Below are 15,850 nucleotides of genomic sequence, written 5' to 3' on the forward strand. Positions count from 1 at the left end.
CAGGTTACACCTCCCGGATATGCAGGAAGCCCAGCCTGTCCACATGCACCTGCTGCCCCGGCAGCACCAGCGTGGTCGCGGTCGGCTCCGTGATCACGGCAGGGCCTTCGATGGCCTGTTCCAGCGGCAGCAGGGCACGGTCCAGGATCAGGGTCTCGCGCATCCCGCCCTCTCCGAAATGGACCGGTCGCTGGCCACTGGTTGCGGCATCGAGACTGCGTCCGCTCCCGTCCAGCGGCACGAACTCCGGCAGGCGTGTCCTCTGCTCTGCCGCCAGATGGAACTGGATGACCTCCACCCGCGTGTCGTCCAGCCGGAAGGTATAGGCGCGCTCATGGGCCGCGTGGAATGCCTCGACCAGTGCGTCCAGATCGACATTCCGCGCATCGACCGGGACCGGCACCGTGTGCTCCTGCCCGTGGTAGCGCAGTTCGATCCGGGCGGTGAGGTCCAGGGGTGCCGCCTTGCCGCTGCTGGTGAAATAGGTTTCCGCCTCCGACACCATGGCGTCCAGAACGGCCTGCAGATCGCTGCTGCGCGCGCTTTCGCCGTCCAGCGGAACCGTGCGCACCAGGTCGACGCGCGGCGCGGTCGCCAGCATGCCCCAGGCGGAAAACAGGCCGGGATACAGCGGAATGACCAGTTCCTTCGTGCCCAGCTCGCGCGAAAGCTGGGCCGCATGCATGGCGCCGCCGCCGCCATAGGCCAGCATGGCGAAATCGCGGGGGTCGTGGCCGCGCTGGACGGAAACCAGCTTCAGCGCATTGATCATGTTGGCCTCGGCCAGGCGGATGACGGCGGCTGCGGCTTCCACGATGCTGACCCGCAGTGCATCGGCGACCGGCTGCATGGCCTGCGCGGCCTTCTCGGTCGACAGGCTGAGGCGGCCGCCGGAGAAGCGGTTGGTGTCGAGGACGCCGGTCAGCAGCTTCGCGTCGGTGACCGTCGGCTCCGTTCCGCCCCGGCCATAGCAGGCAGGGCCGGGTTCAGCGCCCGCCGACTGCGGCCCGACACGCAGGCGACCATCAGCGGCAATGCGCGCGATGGAGCCGCCACCGGCACCGACCTCGACAATGTCCACCACGGGGGCCTTCACCGGATAGCCGGGGTGATGCCGGGTCTTCTCGATCCAGTAGTCGGTGTTCACTGTCGCCATGCCACCGCGGATCAGGGAGCATTTCGCTGTGGTGCCGCCGACATCGAAGGCAATGACATTGGGCAGGCCCGCTGCACGACCCACGACCACCGCCCCGTTCACACCGGCAGCCGGGCCGGACTCCACCAGGGTCAGCGGGTGGGTGCGGGCGCGGGCAAAGCTGGTGGTGCCACCGTTCGACTGCATGGCCTGCAGCGGGGCTGTCACGGCCCGCGCGCGCAGGCGGGACTCCAGGCGGTCGAAGTAGCGGTCGATGATGGGCTGCACATAGGCATTCAGCACAGCCGTGCTCGTCCGCTCGAATTCCCGCCATTCCCGTGTGAAGCCGGAGGACTGGGTGATCGAGACGTCGGGCAGCCGCTCCGCCAGCAGCGCGGCGCAGGCCTGTTCGTGTGCCGGATTGCGATAGCTGTGCAGGAAGGTGATGGCAATTGCCTCGATCTTCGCCGCCCTGCAGGCTTCGGCAATGGCGTCGATGTCGCTTTCGTCCAGCGGCGTGACGACCGCGCCATCGGCATCCAGGCGCTCGGTCACCTCGAAGCGCCATTTGCGGGGCACGAAGGGGTGCGGCGGGTCGAAGTGCAGATTGTAGAGATCCGGCCGGTTGCCGCGTCCGATGGCCAGCACGTCGCGGAACCCGCGCGTGGTGACCAGCGCCGTGCGCACGCCCTTGCGTTCGGTGATCGCATTGATGACCGTGGTGCCGCCATGCACGAACTCGGTGATGCTCTCCGGGCTCAGGCCGCTCAGATCGATGGTCGAGAGAACGCCGCCCGACTGGTCCTGCACGGTGGTCAGGTCCTTCGCCACGGTCAGGCTGCCGTCCGTTTCGTCCCATGCCACCAGATCGGTGAAGGTACCGCCCACGTCCGTTGCCATGCGGATCATCGACCGTAGACCTCCCGCGCCTGATCCTCCGTCAGCAGGCCATCCGCGATGTCTGCCGCGATCTCGCTGACAGATCGGTCGGCAGGGTCACCCCAGCCGCCGCCGCCGCCGGTGACGATGGCGACGCGGTCCCCATATGCCAGTGCCTCATGCGCGGTGCGGGCCGTGCGCAAGGTCCCGCCCTTGCGGCTGACGGTCAGGTGATTGCGGCTGCCGGGCTGGCCGCCATCGGCACCCCAGGGACGCTCGACCGAGCGCCCGAAGCTGGCATAGGTGAAGGCGTCGTCGGTCAGCACCTCGTACTCCCGCACCAGCCCGAAGCCGCCACGATGACGACCGGCCCCCGGTCCCTCCTCCGTATTGAAGCCATAGCGGCTGATGCGCAGGGGATATTTCGCCTCCAGCAGTTCGACCGACAGGTTGCAGGTGTCGCCGTCGGTGATGGCGATCAGGCCGCTGGCCCCGTCGCGTTCCGGGGTGGCACCCCAGCCGCCATGCTGCGGCTCGATATGCACGAACATCTCCCCGGCCTTGTCCCGGCCACAGATGTAGGTGGCGCAGAGGCTCATGTAGCTGCCGGCGCTGAACCGTTCCGGGGCAATCGGGGCCAGGGCCTTCCAGACCAGTTCCGATGCCTGTGCCGCGCCCTCGTAGTACCAGCCGATGGGGGAGGGACTGACGGCGCTGAAGACCGTGCCATCCGGAATTTCGATGCGCACGGGCCGGAACCAGCCTTCGTTGGACGGTTCCTGCGGCCCGACCAGTGCCTTGAACACCGACTTCACCGCAGACTGAAGCGCGCCACGGGTGCAGTTGATCGGACCGCCCCGCGCGGGTGCGCAACCGTCGAAGTCGGCCGTGATCGTCTCCCCCTCGATCCGGACGCTGACCCGGACGGGAATGCGGTCGTCGGTGACGCCGTCGCCGTCGATCCAGTCCTCGGCCGCATAGATACCGTCAGGCAGAGCGGCAACGGCCTGCCGGGCCTGTTGCTCCCCGTGGTTCAGGATCCCGGCAAAGGCGGACTGCAGTCCATCCAGCCCGTAGCGCTCGACCAGCTCGGTCAGCCGCCGCTCGGCGATGTTGACCGCGGCGAGTTCCGCATTCAGGTCGCCAAGCGCCATCTGCGGCAGGCGGGAGTTGGCGGCGATGATGTCGCGCACATCCTCCAGCAGCCTGCCATCCTGACAGAGCCGGATCCCCGGCAGGCGCAGCCCCTCCTGAAAGACCTCGGACGCATCGGCGGGCAGGCTGCCGGCAACCGCGCCGCCCACGTCCAGCCAGTGCGCCACCGTGATCGCGAAGCCGATCCGTTGCTGTTCATGAAACAGCGGCTTGATGACCGCCATGTCACAGCAGTGGGTACCCCCCCGGAACGGGTCATTGGTGATGAAGGCGTCGCCCGGCCGCATCCGCGCGCCATGCTTCTCGATGATGAAGCGGACCTGGGCGGCGAAGGTGCCGGTGAAAAGGGTCAGCCCGTTGGCCTGCGCCACCAGATCGCCCTCCGCGTCGCAGATCCCGCATGCGAAATCCAGTACCTCGTAGATCACGGGGCTCATGCTGGTGCGGGCCAGGACCATGCCCATCTCATCCACCGTGGCCAGCAGCTTGCCGTGCATGATTTCAAGCGTGATAGTGTCCAACAGTCGCCTCCCGGATTCTGCAAACAGATATCCCCGACAGTATCGAAGCTGGCCGTGCCATGCAGGCGCTTTCAGATCGCGGGCTGGCCACCATGCATCCGAATACTTGTCGGAATCCCCTGTGTGGACGGACAGACCGAACCGGGACCGGGGCAGCAGAAGCCCCTTGCCAGAACCGCCTGGCACAAGATTGCGCTGGAGTTCAGGGATTGGGAGTGGTTAGATTTTGACCCTTGTTGTGATCTGCTGAATTTGTGTGCGTTTTCGCATGAGAGGTATTGGGTCCATGAACACCGTCGCCCTGAAGCCCCGGACCATTGATGTTTCCGCTTTCGAGAGGTCGAAACGGCTGGGGGCGTGGACCGATGCACTGAACGAGAACTGGTACGCACTGGACCTGACAGACCCGGCTCATGCCTTCGAAAATGGCCGGTTCGGTTTCTTCGATATTCCGGGCATCCGCTTCGGAGCCATCGACAGCGACGCGATGAATGTCTTCCGCAGGCGGGAACATCTCGCCCATCCGGGCGGTGACTACTACTTCCTGCCCATACCGATGCGTGACACGGTGGCGCTGCGTCAGGCGGGGCGGGAGGCGGCGCTGGATCCCGGTGACCTGACGGTGATCGCCACCGCCGACACCTACCAGTATCAGCAGGAGACCCCGAACAGCCTGATCACCCTGCGGGTGGACGGGCCGGTGATGCGGGATCGCATTCCGATGATCGATGACCTGGTGGCGCAGCCCTGTAACGGCAAGGCGCCGCTGGTGCGTGTCTTCGTGGATTTTGCCCATTCGCTGATCCGCCAGCGTGACGAACTGGATGGCGAGTCCGCTGCCGCGATGTCACCGCACCTGCTGGACCTGCTGGCCCTGGCGCTGACGGTCCCGGTGGATGCCCTGAAGAGCAACGAGAGTTCGGTGCGGCTGGCGCACCTGCGCCGCATCATGCGCGCCATCGAGAACCGGCTGGATGACGAGGCGCTGGGGCCGGGCTCCCTGGCCATGGAGCTGGGCCTGTCGGAACGCTATATCCAGAAGATGTTCGCCGAGCGTGGCGAGACCCTTTCAGGCGTCATTCGCGCCCGGCGCATTGCCACCGCGCAGCGCCGGTTGCTGGACCCAACCCGGCGCGGCCTCTCCATCGCCTCCATTGCCTTCTCCGTGGGATTCTCGGATCCGGCACATTTCAGCCGCGCGTTCCGCAATGTCACCGGCCTGTCCCCCAGCGAGTACCGGACAGAGCGACAGATGGAGAGCTGAGCGTCGGCGCTCCGGCGACCGCAGTCAGGCTCCGATCTTCTCCCGACGGACCTTGATGCCGGCTGCTTCGCGGTCCCAGGTGTCGGCGGTGACGCCGTCCTCGCGCAGTTTCACCTTCTGGATCTTCTGCGTCGGCGTCTTGGGCAGGTCATCGACGATGCGGACATAGCGCGGCAGCATGAAGTGCGCCATGCGCGGCTCAAGGAAGCGGAACAGGGCCTCCGGATCGATTGTCTCGCCGGGGGAGGGCGCAACGACCACCATCACCTCGTCCTCGTTCAGTTCCGAAGGTACGGGAATGGCTGCGGCCTCGCGAATGGCGGGGAACTGCGTGACTTCCGATTCGACCTCGAAGGAGGAGATGTTCTCGCCCCGGCGGCGGATCGCATCCTTGATGCGGTCGACGAAGTAGAAATAGCCCTGTTCGTCATAGCGGAAGCCGTCTCCTGTATGGAACCAGCCGTTGCGCCAGGCCTTCGCCGTCGCTTCCGGGTTCTTGTAGTAGCCGTGGTTCATGGCCCAGGGGCGGTCCGTGCGCACGATCAGCTCGCCCACGACGCCTGGCGCGACCTCGCAGTCATTCTCGTCAACCACGCGCACCTCGACACCTTCGCGTGGGGTGCCGCAGGTGCCGATCTTCGGCGGGTTGGCCTCCGATGTGATGGGGGAGGAAATCTCGGTCATGTTGAAGCCGGTGTACATGTCGATGCCGTACCGCTCTCCCAGTGCCAGAGAATCCTCGTTCCAGGGAATGGTCACGATGGACCGCATCGGATGGTCCCTGTCGCGGTTGCTCGCCGGCAGCTTCAGCAGGAACGGGGTCATGGCGCCGACAAGACAGGTGCTGGTGACGCCATTGCGGCGCACCGACTCCCAGAAGCCATCCGTGCGGAAACTGTCCTCCACCACGCAGGACCCGCCCTTCGCCAGCATCACGTAGAGAAAGATCGTGCCGCCGACATGGAACAGCGGCAGGTTCACCAGGACACGGTCGTCGCCGGACAGGAAGTCGTAGGCCTCGCAGGCCATGCTGTGGGCCTGGATATAGGATGACAGCACCGCCTTCGACGGCCCGGTCGTGCCGGAGGTGAAGATGATGTACTGGGTGTCCCAGGGCGCGACCTCGATCACTTCCTCCAGCGGCTCGGCGCTTTCCAGCAGGCTGAACGGATGGTTCTCCAGGCCGGGCACGGTCGGCATCTCAGCCTCCGCCCCGGTGACGACCAGGTCGCTGAGAACACCGACATCCACATCGGCCAGTCGGGGCATCAGCTGCGGATGCACCACCATCAGGCGGGCGTCGGACAGGCTCACCACATGCTCCAGCAGTCCGCCGCGATAGCTGGTGTTCACGGGCACATAGACCGCACCCAGCATGTTGAGGCCGAACCATGTCAGCACCGCTTCCCGCCCATTGGGCTGCCAAGAGAGGACGTGGTCGCCCTGGCGGACACCGAGTGCCCGCAATCCGGCGGCGGCGCGCAGCACCCGCTGCAGCGCCTCGGCATAGCTCCAGGTCTCGCCATCCTCGAAGATCACGAAGGTCTCGTCCGGCTGGCTCTCGGCGCGGCGACGCAGCATGGCCGGTACCACACACTCATCGGCTGTCGGTATGCGCGGATCATGGATCGTCATGGCGTCGGACCTCCCCCAAGGCTTGTTGCTCGGGGCCATAGTGGGCTATGGCCGGGGAGATGCAAAGCCGGGGTGGAGAGTGGCGGATATGTGGAAGGTTCATGGCCTGAAGAATTGCGACACCTGTCGCAAGGCGCGGAAGTGGCTGGATGCCGAGGGGATCAGGCACGATTTCATCGATGTTCGCGCCGACGGCCTGTCGCGGGATGATGTCATGCGATGGACCGCGGCGATCGGAACAGGTCTGATCAATCGCCGCGGCACCACCTGGCGGGGGCTGTCGAAGGATGAGCAGGCCCAGGACGACGGGAAGGAGGGAACCGTCGATCTGATTCTGGCGCATCCGGCGCTGCTCCGGCGGCCGGTCTTCACACGCGGCCCCCACGTCCTGCAGGGCTTCGATGACAGCGTGCGGAGCGAACTGCTGTCATCGAAGGGATAGCCGGCCTGGATCAGTGTCCCCGGTCGACCAGCGTCTGCCAGGCGTTCCGTACCCAGTTCCGGGTCGCCTCATGGTCGGCATGGGTGCTGTTGCGATAGGCGTCGGAAGCCTGAACCCGCCGGATCGCGGCCTCATCGACGGGCGCTTCGGAACCTGCATCTGAACGGCGGTCCGGAACGCCATGCTCGCTCAGGCGGTCCCGCAGGGTCTTCAGCAACAGCACGCCGCGTGCGTCGGCGGCAAGTTCCTCCGCCGCGGCGAGCAGTTCGGGACTCTCCTCGAAATCCCGACCCATCAGGGCGCCGAACCACTGGCCGATGTCCTTCCGCACCTTTTCCGCGTCGCTGCCCAGCGCTTCGTCGAGCGCGTTCATCTGGGTCTCGCGATACCGGTCCGGATCGAAGCTCTGCGCTTCGTTGCGGAAGAATGCCTCTGCCAGTTCGTCGAAGGCTTCCTGGCTGAGTTCGTGACGGCGGGCCCATTCCATGGCGGACTGCGCAAGAGGGTCTTCGGGATTGGCGCTGATCACCGACTGCAGGTCGTCCGGCAGACGGATCTCGTAGGTCTCCGGCGGTTTCCGGCGCTCTCCGATTCTGGACCGCAGGTCACCGTGACTCTTCAGCAGCGATCCGAGCCGGATCGATTTCGTTTCCGGGTCCCAGAAGTTCTCCGGAATTTCGTGTGTCACACCATCAAGCGTGTAGAGGTGCATGCCCTTGGCCGGGGTCCTGACCGGTGCCGGATTCTCGGCATCCATGTCGGGGGTATTCGTACCGGGTTTGTAGTCGATCAGGCTGTCGGTCATTTCCGTCCTCTTTCGATCAGGGTGATGATCTGGCTGATGATGAAGCGCTGCCCTTCGAGGTGTCGGAGGCGCGCATCGCTGATGTCGGGCCCGGTGGCGATATCCAGGGTCATGCCGCCGCCGGATGAAGCCCTGCGGCTGCCTGTGCCGGTGTCCTGCTGACGGCGCGCTCCGTCCTCCCGCCAGTCGGCACCATGTACCCGGTCCAGATAGCTTTCGAGCAGGCGCGCGGCGTCCGGATCGCTGTGCTGCCAAGACTGCCAGAGGCCTGTGAGCGTGGACAGATCGAGATCGGACAGCTTCTGCCCGGCGTGATCGCCTTTCAGGATCCGTCCGTCCACGTCGCCGCTGTCGTGGTCCAGCGACATCTCCAGATGGGTGCTGCGCACCTTCGAGGCTCCACCGGAGGAAGGCTGGCGCTTGCCGCCCATGCTGAAACCGCCGGGCAGGCCGTTCCAGCCCAGCCCCCGCGCCACCATGCCGAGGCCGAAGAGCGCGACCGGGGCACCGACGAAGAACATGCCGCGGATCGACAGGAACAGACCCGCGACCCCGAGCACCAGCCCGCCGCCGATGCGCAGCCCCTGCGCCAGCTTGTGCGGGTCGGCGTCAAGCAAGGCCCTGCCGCCGATCAGCGCGGCAGCCAGCAGAAAGGCTGCAAGGATCAGGTAGCTCATGTCACGATCCCCCCGCGCCACACCTTCGGCCCTGAATCATCGGACGCCCGTACAGATTTGATCATGTTTCACCATATAGGGACTGAAGCCGGTTCATGACAGATGTGACACCCATCCCGGCCCTCGACAGGGCCAAGAAACAGTTGCGTGCCCGGATCCTGAAACAACGCGGCAAGGCGCATGCCGTCTGGCGGACGCGCGGGGTCCTGCGCAACGCCATGGCGCTGCGCGCCGACTGGCGCGGGTGCCGGATCGCGATCTTCGCAGGCTTCGGGACGGAGGTTGATCCGGACTGGCTGGTGCGCACGCTGACCCGTCGCGGGGCCATTGTCGGATTGCCGGTGGTGGTGGCGCCCCGTGTGCCGCTGGTGTTCCGACGCTTCGGACCCGGCATCCGGTTCGAGACGTCCGCCTTCGGCATCCGTGAACCCGGACCGCGTGTGCCTGCCATGCGTCCTGACATCGTGCTGATGCCGCTGGTGGGAATCGACCGGCGCGGCAGGCGGCTCGGCTATGGTGGCGGCTTCTATGACCGCACCATCCAGGCCTGGCACAACCGGGGTCATTTCCCGTTGCTGGTTGGCATGGCCTACGAGACGCAGTACGTACCGGTGGTTCCGACCGGATCCCATGATCAGGTGCTGGACATGCTGGTGACCGAGACCGCGATCAGGAGGTTCCGTTGAGACTTCTCTATCTGGGCGACATTGTTGGACGCAGCGGACGCGATGGCGTCCTGAAGCATCTGCCGGATCTGATCGCCGGGCTGAAGACAGATTTCGTCGTCATCAACGGCGAGAATGCCGCCGGCGGCTTCGGCATCACGCCGAAGATCTGCGACGAGCTCTATGCCGCGGGCACGGACGTCATCGTCACCGGCAATCACGTCTGGGACAATCGGGAGATCATGCCCCACTTCCAGCGGGAGCCGAGGCTGATCCGGCCCGCGAACTTTCCCCCGGGTGCGCCGGGACGGGGTGTAGCGGTGTTCGATGCGCCGGGCGGCAGGCGCGTTGCGGTCATCCAGGTCATGGGCCGGGTCTTCATGGACGCGATGGACTGCCCCTTCCAGGCGCTGGAAAAGGGGCTGCAGTCCAGTACGCTGGGACGCTCCGTCCAGTTCGTGCTGGTGGATGTGCATGCGGAGGCAACCAGCGAGAAGGCGGCCCTGGGCCACTTCGCGGACGGGCGCGCGACCATGGTGGTCGGCACCCATACCCATGTGCCGACGGCCGATCACCAGATCCTGCCGGGGGGAACGGCCTACATGTCCGATGTGGGCATGTGCGGTGACTATGATTCCGTCATCGGCATGGGGAAGGAAGAGCCCATCCGGCGGTTCCGCAACAAGACGCCGGGCGCCCGGTTCGAGCCTGCCCTGGGCGAGGCAACGGTCTGTGGTGTTCTGGTCGAAAGTGACGACCGGACCGGCCTGGCAACCTCGATACAGCCCGTCAGGGTCGGCGGCAGGCTCAGTCAGATCATGCCGACAGCCGCCTGAAGGCGCAGCGGCGGGCCGCCGAACAACCGTCAACCGAACATTAACCGTGTCATGGCAACCTTCAGGGTGTGTGGACACGGAAGGGTGTCGGGGTGAGCGGCAACAAGATTCATTACGAGGTGCTGGGCCAGCGCGGAACGTCATGGACGATCATCGCGGTTGTCGACGATCAGGAAGAGGCGCTGGAGGCCGCGAAGGCAGCCCGTGCCAACTACCGTGCAGTCAAGGTGATGCGGGAGCGCTTCGACAGCAAGTCCGGTACATTCCGTTCCGGTCAGATATTCTTCTCCGGTGCCAAGCCGCGGGCCTCCAAGTATGACTCCGATCCGGTGCCCGGCGTCTGCTGGAAGGTGGAGGATTTCTACTCCTACGAAGGCCGCCGTTCGATCAACCGCCTGCTGCGCAGTGAGCTTGTTCGCTGGGGGCTGACCGCGACAGAACTGGTTCACTCCCTGGAATATGTGGAACGCCTGCAGGATGACGGGACGGCCATGCAGCGCGCGGTGCAGCAGACCTCCATCGCGCAGGTCCGGGAAACTGGACAGGGGGTGCAGGAACGCATCAAGCAGATCTATGACATCATCGATCGGGGTATCGTGGCGCTGCGTCGTGACCGTGAACTGGCGCAGCAACTGAAGATCGTCGACGGGGATCTGGATGCCCTGATCGCGGAGGTGGAACCGCGGGAAAGTCGCGGATATCTGCTCAATCTCGCACTTGTCAATCACCTGGCCGACGCCCAGGGCTTCGGCGAGAAGCTTGAGCGGGTTCTGGCGCCAATCCGTGCCGATCATCCCGACTGGGTGCATGAGGTCGCCGATACATTCGCCGGAGAGCTGCTGCTGATCGGCAATGTCACCCAGCACCTGATCGGCAAGCGGGACACGCTGAAGCAGGAGCTGTCGGCCACGGCAAGGCTCGCGCACGGTCGGTTGCCGGCGGATGACACCGACGCCGGGCGCGAAGCCCATACCGTCAACCGGCTGATTGCAGCCGCCAAGATGCCCCACACGCGTCAGGCACTGGCGCAGTACCTCATCGACGAACTGGAGGGCAGGCGCAAGCTGGTGGACGGTGATCTGCGGGCCGAGGCCGAGGCCACGAAGGATCTGGTGCGCGATCTGAAGACCGAGGATGGCGCCTGGCTGGGCAGTACCCGGATGATGGAGGCGATCAGCAACCGCAACGCGCGTTGGCTGCATCCGGAGGCCGTGGCGGAATATCTGGTCGGGGCGGAGGAAGCCGACACGCGGGCAATGCGGCTGATCGACCTGGAACCGAGCATCTTCGGCGCCGCCAACAAGCGCAAGCTTGCCGAATTCCTGATACCCGTTCTGACCTCGCCACAGGCTGAACTGTTCCTTACGGACGATGCTCAGCCGGTCTCCGAACAGATGAAGCGTCTCGCGATCATCCAGGCGCGCATTCTGGAGAGTGACCTGCAGGAGATGCACAAGCGTCAACTGGCGGAGAAGCTGGACGACCTCTGCTTTCGGATGGTGCAGAAGCGGCAGCTGTTCAAGCGGTTGCTCTCGGCCAACAACAGCGTTGCCGACAAGTGCATCGGCCTGCTGAAGATGGTCCTCGAAGGCTATTTCACGCATGGCAAGGCAGAGGACGAGGCGCGGACACTGATCCGTCGCCTGCTGCTGAAGCCGGAGTTTCGCGAGTCGTTCTTTGCCGGCATTGTGGGCAAGGAAGAAAAGGTCTCGCGCTTCGAGAAGCTGACCACGATGCTGGGCCAGGCCGACATCGAATTCGCCCCGCGAACCGCCCCTTCCGAAAGGGCTGGCGCGTCGGCCTGAGCGTGGATGCGACTGCTGTCACAGCAAGGTGAGCGTTGACCTGTCCGATCGGACAGGTGCCTTCCATCAACCAGACAAATTAGGCTTTCGTCTGCAATTCAACTGCGGATGAGCCTGTCATGCCTCGAAGCCTTCGAGCCGTTGCTTTCTTCCTGTTGACCGTCCTGTCTCTGTCTTGCACGACGGTCCTTGCCGAGACCGTAAATGTGGGTCCCGATGAAACACGGTTCGCGCATGAACTGTCGGTGGATGACCGGACCGCATTGTTCGTGGTTGACCGGCTCTGCTACGGCTCCAACGCGCCGACGACGGCCAGTCGGCATGTGATCCGTTTCTACAATGCGGCCGTGGCCGGTTTCGTGCCGCGTGTTGACAGCAATGAACCCGAATGGATCGGGCACAGGGTCGCGCGCATCCGAGAGGCCTTTGACAATGCCGCGCCCGTGCTGCCCCGGCGTATCAACCTGACGAGCGGCAGTGATCTGCGCGCACTGGCGGAGGCGGAAGTGGCACTCGGGTCGCGCGGGGTCGAGAGCGTCTTTCCCCCCGCGCGCAGGCGACCGGACGGCAATTCCTTTGCGGTCCGGGTTCCGGGGCCGGGGGCGACACGCTCCGTCGCGGTGCGCGGCTGCTACAGGGAAGACGACCTGAAGGAGATACTGCGGCTCCGCCGGGAGGCGGCCGAACGCCTCATCGCGGTGGCGGGGGAGCAGGGCTGATGGGGGCGTGGTGGCGCGGGGACCGGCCGCTGCGGCTCCGGCCGGGACTGAGAGTCCTGCTGTCCGGCCTCGTGATCCTGTCGGGACTGGCTGCGGTATCGGGGCCGGCGCGCGCCCAGGACGACGGTCAGACCTGCACCGGTGATCTGGCCACCCTGCGGGCGGAGATTGATGCCCGTCGGCAGCGTCTGGCGCAGAGCTGCGCACCCGCCGTCGAATTGATGCAATCGCTTCTGGCGGCGAAGCAGCGCTATTCCAGGGCGCTTGTCTCGACCAGTGAATTTCGCAGGAACCGTCTGTCGCGCATCTTCATCGAGGATCTGATCCCGCTGCAGGATCTCGCAAAGGTGCATCAGGAGATCGCGCTGGAGGCCGCGGCGGCGAAAATGCTGCTGGACAAGGAGACGGCGGAACTGGTGAAGGCCAGCCGTGCCGGAAAGGTCAATGTGCCGACGCTGTTCGGCATCCCGACCCGCGCGATGAGCTTCGACCCGGCAGAGGTCGCCCGCATCAATCCGCTGCGAGAACGCCACGACGCGAACTACCTGAAGATGGAGGACTTCGCGAAGGACTATGCGGTCCGGGCGCAGGAGCAGGTCACCAGGGCCAATGAGGCGCTGGCCGAACGGCACGCCGCGCTTTCCGACCTGCATGCCGCGCAGGCCAGGCTGCAGACAGACCTGCGGCGCATGTTCGACAGCCGTGACTTCGAGCATTGCCTGGGTGTGCCTGCCGCCGATGGTGAGCCAGGTGCGCAATCGGTGGTTCAGGGTGGCGCGGTCAACGGGCTCGGCTTCATCGGGATCGAGCCGGAGCCGAAGGGCGTTCCCTTTTCCGGTATCCCGGGTGTCCTGCCGCGCATCACTCCCCTGGCCGAGGTGCTGAAGGCCCTGTCCCTGCTGCCCGACCCGCCCCCGCCCGCCAGGCTGCCCGAAGAGCTGGCGATGAAACGGGACGGCGTGCGCATCTATGCCGACTTCAGGGAAGTCGAGGCGGTCCAGGACGAGGCCAACCGGCAACTGGCCAATGCCGAACTGCTCGACATGACCGTCGGCAATTTCCTGCGCATCCCCGGCTATCTTGCCGGGCTGGGCAAGACGATCATCGTGGGTTCCGCCAATGCCGTCTATCAGCCTTTCGTGGAGAACTTCACCGACAAGTCTCAGAACATCTTCAGCGCGGCCTTCAACACGATCGGCCAGATCGGCTTCGAAACGGTTGAAGGGGTCGTCAAGTCGGCCTCCAACCTGATCGGCGACGGTCTGGACATCCTTTCGCCCAACGGCCTGCTGGTGCAGCGGGAGACGGAGGAGGCCAATCGCAGCGCGCGCCAGAACAACCTGTTCCGGGCCGCGGTCACGGTGGGCAACTCGTTCCTTGCCGAAGTCCAGCAGTCCATGAGCTTCCCGCCGGAACTGACGCGGGAACTGAGCACGGAACTGAATGTGCCCGGCACGGTGACGACGCAGGCGGAGGTGGATGCCTTCATCGCGGCGTCGGAGCGGCGCAAGGAAGCGTTCCGGGAGACCGTTCAGCTTGCCCGTGATCGCAAGCAGGCCGCGGCGATCATCGAAGCCCGCGCCTTCGACGCGCTGAACGTGCTGGGTGCCCGGGGCACGCTGACCGGTCTGGTTCGCTTTTCCAGCAAGCTGAAGCGCGGGCTGAGCGACACGGTCCGCGAGGTGAAGACCAACCTGAAGATCGCGGATACGCTGGACGAGATCGAGCGTCTGCGGAACACGCGCCAGAGTCCGGAGGTGCTGGACGAGATTGCCTTCCTGCGCGACGAGCTGAAACGCCAGCAGAAGGGCCGTGCGCCGGGCGGGGACACGCGCAAGCTGATCGATGCCGCCTTTGCCAAGGCCGAGGAATCCGTCATCGGGCAGGAGGTCATCGACACCTCCCTGCAGAACATACTCGACCGCCAGAAGGCAACCGTGACCTCCAACCGCCCATTCAAGCAGGAGGGTGGTGTCACGCTGCAGGATGGCCGTCAGATCGCACTCGGGGAGCAGGTCGGTGTCGGTGGCGTGAAGGCGGTCTTCGACGCCAAGGATCCCAACACGGTCGTGCAGCGCTTCAACAGGGCGGGGGAGGACGGCGTCAAGCGCGATATCGAGGCAGGCAACCGGCTTCGCAAGCTCGGCATCCGCACAACCGATGACATCCCCTTCACCGACGAGTTCGGCGACCCGCTGCTGGATCTGGACGACAAGCCGGTGCTGGTGATCTTCGATGAGCAGGGGCGGCCGATCAAGCAGTCGGAGCGGATCGACGGCTCCAAGGAGGTCAAGGAGATCGCGGAGAACAATCCGGACAAGCGCCTGACGGAGGAACAGTTCGCCGCCTCCGTGGAGGCCGCCAACAAGGCGGTGGAGCAGCGCCATGTGCTGATCGACTTCAAGCCTGCCAATATCGGCCTGGAGCTGGATGATGCGGGGCGCACCACGGTCAATGCCTTCGACCGCGACGGGGTGATCGACCTGGACGAGGTGATCCAGAACCGCCGCAACAATCCGGACCTGATCGAGGATGGCGGAACGGCGGAGGTGATCGACCTGTTCGGAGAGAAGTTCGATCTGTCGACCGTCGAGGGCGCGCGGAAACTGCAGAGCATCATCATCGACGGTGTCGATCCGTGCTGCCCGACAGCGGCCAAGATCACCCAGTTCACTGATCTGCTGACACCGACCCTGCTGTTCCAGAAGCTGGATACGCCAGGCTTCAAGGCCATTGGCACCAAGGGGGCGACCTTCGACGGTATCCGTCCGCTGTCGGGCGGCAAGCCACGCAACTTCTTCGATGCGGATGCCGACGAGGTGGCGCGCATCCTGGACGAGGCCAAGGACGCGCGGATCCTGGACGAGGCGCGGGGGCTGGTCGGCGACGAAGCCGGCAAGGTGGTTGTGGATCAGGCCGCCACGATCATCGCCGCATCGAAGATCATCCGCGACCAGTCCAAGACGGCGAACGACATTGCCCGGCGGGTGAAGGCAATCAAGACGGCAGTGACAGGTACGGCGCTGCTGACCGACGACGAAACCGATGCGGAGGAGGACGAGGAGTCCGGTCCGACACAGCGTCGCCCGGGTGGCGGCGGTGGTTCGGGCGGAGGTCCGGCCAGCCAGCCGCCCGAGATCCCGGATACCCTGCTGGGCAACCTGATCGATGAGTCGGAGGAAGAACGGCGTGCGCGCCTGGCGCAGGAACAGGCGGCATCCGACCTGGAGGAACAGGCGAGCCGTGACGTGATCCGCACAGGACTGGCCGATGACGCGCCGTCCGACGGCTTTCCGGAGGGCAGGTGATGCG

General features: G+C 65.4%; 12 protein-coding genes. 7 read left to right on the forward strand and 5 right to left on the reverse strand.

Annotated features, from left to right (window positions below):
- Nucleotides 1-4: 4 nt before the first annotated feature.
- Both QGV54_RS03025 and QGV54_RS03030 read right to left on the reverse strand, forming a co-directional pair.
- Nucleotides 5-2,044, reverse strand: a complete 2,040-nt coding sequence (locus tag QGV54_RS03025) for a hydantoinase/oxoprolinase family protein (protein ID WP_281018342.1) — start codon at nt 2,042-2,044, stop codon at nt 5-7.
- Complete coding sequence (locus QGV54_RS03030; protein WP_281018341.1) at nt 2,041-3,690, reverse strand: hydantoinase B/oxoprolinase family protein; 1,650 nt, start codon at nt 3,688-3,690, stop codon at nt 2,041-2,043. Before QGV54_RS03030 ends, QGV54_RS03025 begins: the two co-directional genes overlap by 4 nt.
- 286 nt (nt 3,691-3,976) lie before the next feature.
- On the opposite strand from QGV54_RS03030, the gene QGV54_RS03035 reads away from it, so the two are divergent.
- Nucleotides 3,977-4,954 carry a helix-turn-helix domain-containing protein gene (locus tag QGV54_RS03035; RefSeq protein ID WP_281018340.1) on the forward strand — a complete coding sequence of 326 codons (978 nt, stop codon included), beginning with the start codon at nt 3,977-3,979 and terminating at the stop codon, nt 4,952-4,954.
- Between the two features lie 24 nt (nt 4,955-4,978).
- Here QGV54_RS03035 and QGV54_RS03040 read toward each other — a convergent pair whose 3' ends face one another.
- Complete coding sequence (locus tag QGV54_RS03040; protein ID WP_281018339.1) at nt 4,979-6,589, reverse strand: AMP-binding protein; 1,611 nt, start codon at nt 6,587-6,589, stop codon at nt 4,979-4,981.
- 88 nt (nt 6,590-6,677) lie between these two features.
- Here QGV54_RS03040 and QGV54_RS03045 point away from each other — a divergent pair, with 88 nt between their 5' ends.
- Nucleotides 6,678-7,031, forward strand: a complete 354-nt coding sequence (locus QGV54_RS03045) for a Spx/MgsR family RNA polymerase-binding regulatory protein (protein WP_281018338.1) — start codon at nt 6,678-6,680, stop codon at nt 7,029-7,031.
- A 10-nt stretch (nt 7,032-7,041) separates the two neighbouring features.
- Here QGV54_RS03045 and QGV54_RS03050 read toward each other — a convergent pair whose 3' ends face one another.
- Nucleotides 7,042-7,836: a hypothetical protein gene (locus QGV54_RS03050; RefSeq protein ID WP_281018337.1), complete on the reverse strand. Its 795-nt coding sequence runs from the start codon at nt 7,834-7,836 to the stop codon at nt 7,042-7,044.
- Entirely contained in the window at nt 7,833-8,513 is a 681-nt protein-coding gene (locus QGV54_RS03055) for a hypothetical protein (RefSeq protein ID WP_281020058.1), read from the reverse strand. Before QGV54_RS03055 ends, QGV54_RS03050 begins: the two co-directional genes overlap by 4 nt.
- Nucleotides 8,514-8,608: 95 nt before the next feature.
- Between QGV54_RS03055 and QGV54_RS03060 the strand changes: the two genes are divergently transcribed.
- The 5 genes from QGV54_RS03060 to QGV54_RS03080 all read left to right on the forward strand — a co-directional run bounded on the left by QGV54_RS03060 (nt 8,609) and on the right by QGV54_RS03080 (nt 15,846).
- Complete coding sequence (locus QGV54_RS03060) at nt 8,609-9,199, forward strand: 5-formyltetrahydrofolate cyclo-ligase (RefSeq protein WP_281018331.1); 591 nt, start codon at nt 8,609-8,611, stop codon at nt 9,197-9,199.
- Nucleotides 9,196-10,014: a TIGR00282 family metallophosphoesterase gene (locus QGV54_RS03065; protein ID WP_281018330.1), complete on the forward strand. Its 819-nt coding sequence runs from the start codon at nt 9,196-9,198 to the stop codon at nt 10,012-10,014. Before QGV54_RS03060 ends, QGV54_RS03065 begins: the two co-directional genes overlap by 4 nt.
- A 92-nt stretch (nt 10,015-10,106) precedes the next feature.
- The gene (locus QGV54_RS03070) at nt 10,107-11,819 is read left to right on the forward strand and encodes a hypothetical protein (RefSeq protein WP_281018329.1); all 1,713 of its coding nucleotides are present in this window, start codon (nt 10,107-10,109) and stop codon (nt 11,817-11,819) included.
- Between the two features lie 206 nt (nt 11,820-12,025).
- Nucleotides 12,026-12,538, forward strand: coding sequence for a hypothetical protein (locus tag QGV54_RS03075; protein ID WP_281018328.1), 513 nt, complete (start codon nt 12,026-12,028; stop codon nt 12,536-12,538).
- Nucleotides 12,538-15,846 (forward strand): hypothetical protein, encoded by a 3,309-nt coding sequence (locus QGV54_RS03080; RefSeq protein ID WP_281018327.1) that lies wholly within the window; start codon nt 12,538-12,540, stop codon nt 15,844-15,846. The genes QGV54_RS03075 and QGV54_RS03080 overlap by 1 nt, the downstream gene beginning before the upstream one ends.
- The last annotated feature ends 4 nt before the right edge of the window (nt 15,847-15,850 follow it).

The organism is Minwuia sp. IMCC3060 (assembly GCF_029909435.1).
In the GTDB taxonomy this organism is placed as follows: domain Bacteria; phylum Pseudomonadota; class Alphaproteobacteria; order Minwuiales; family Minwuiaceae; genus Minwuia.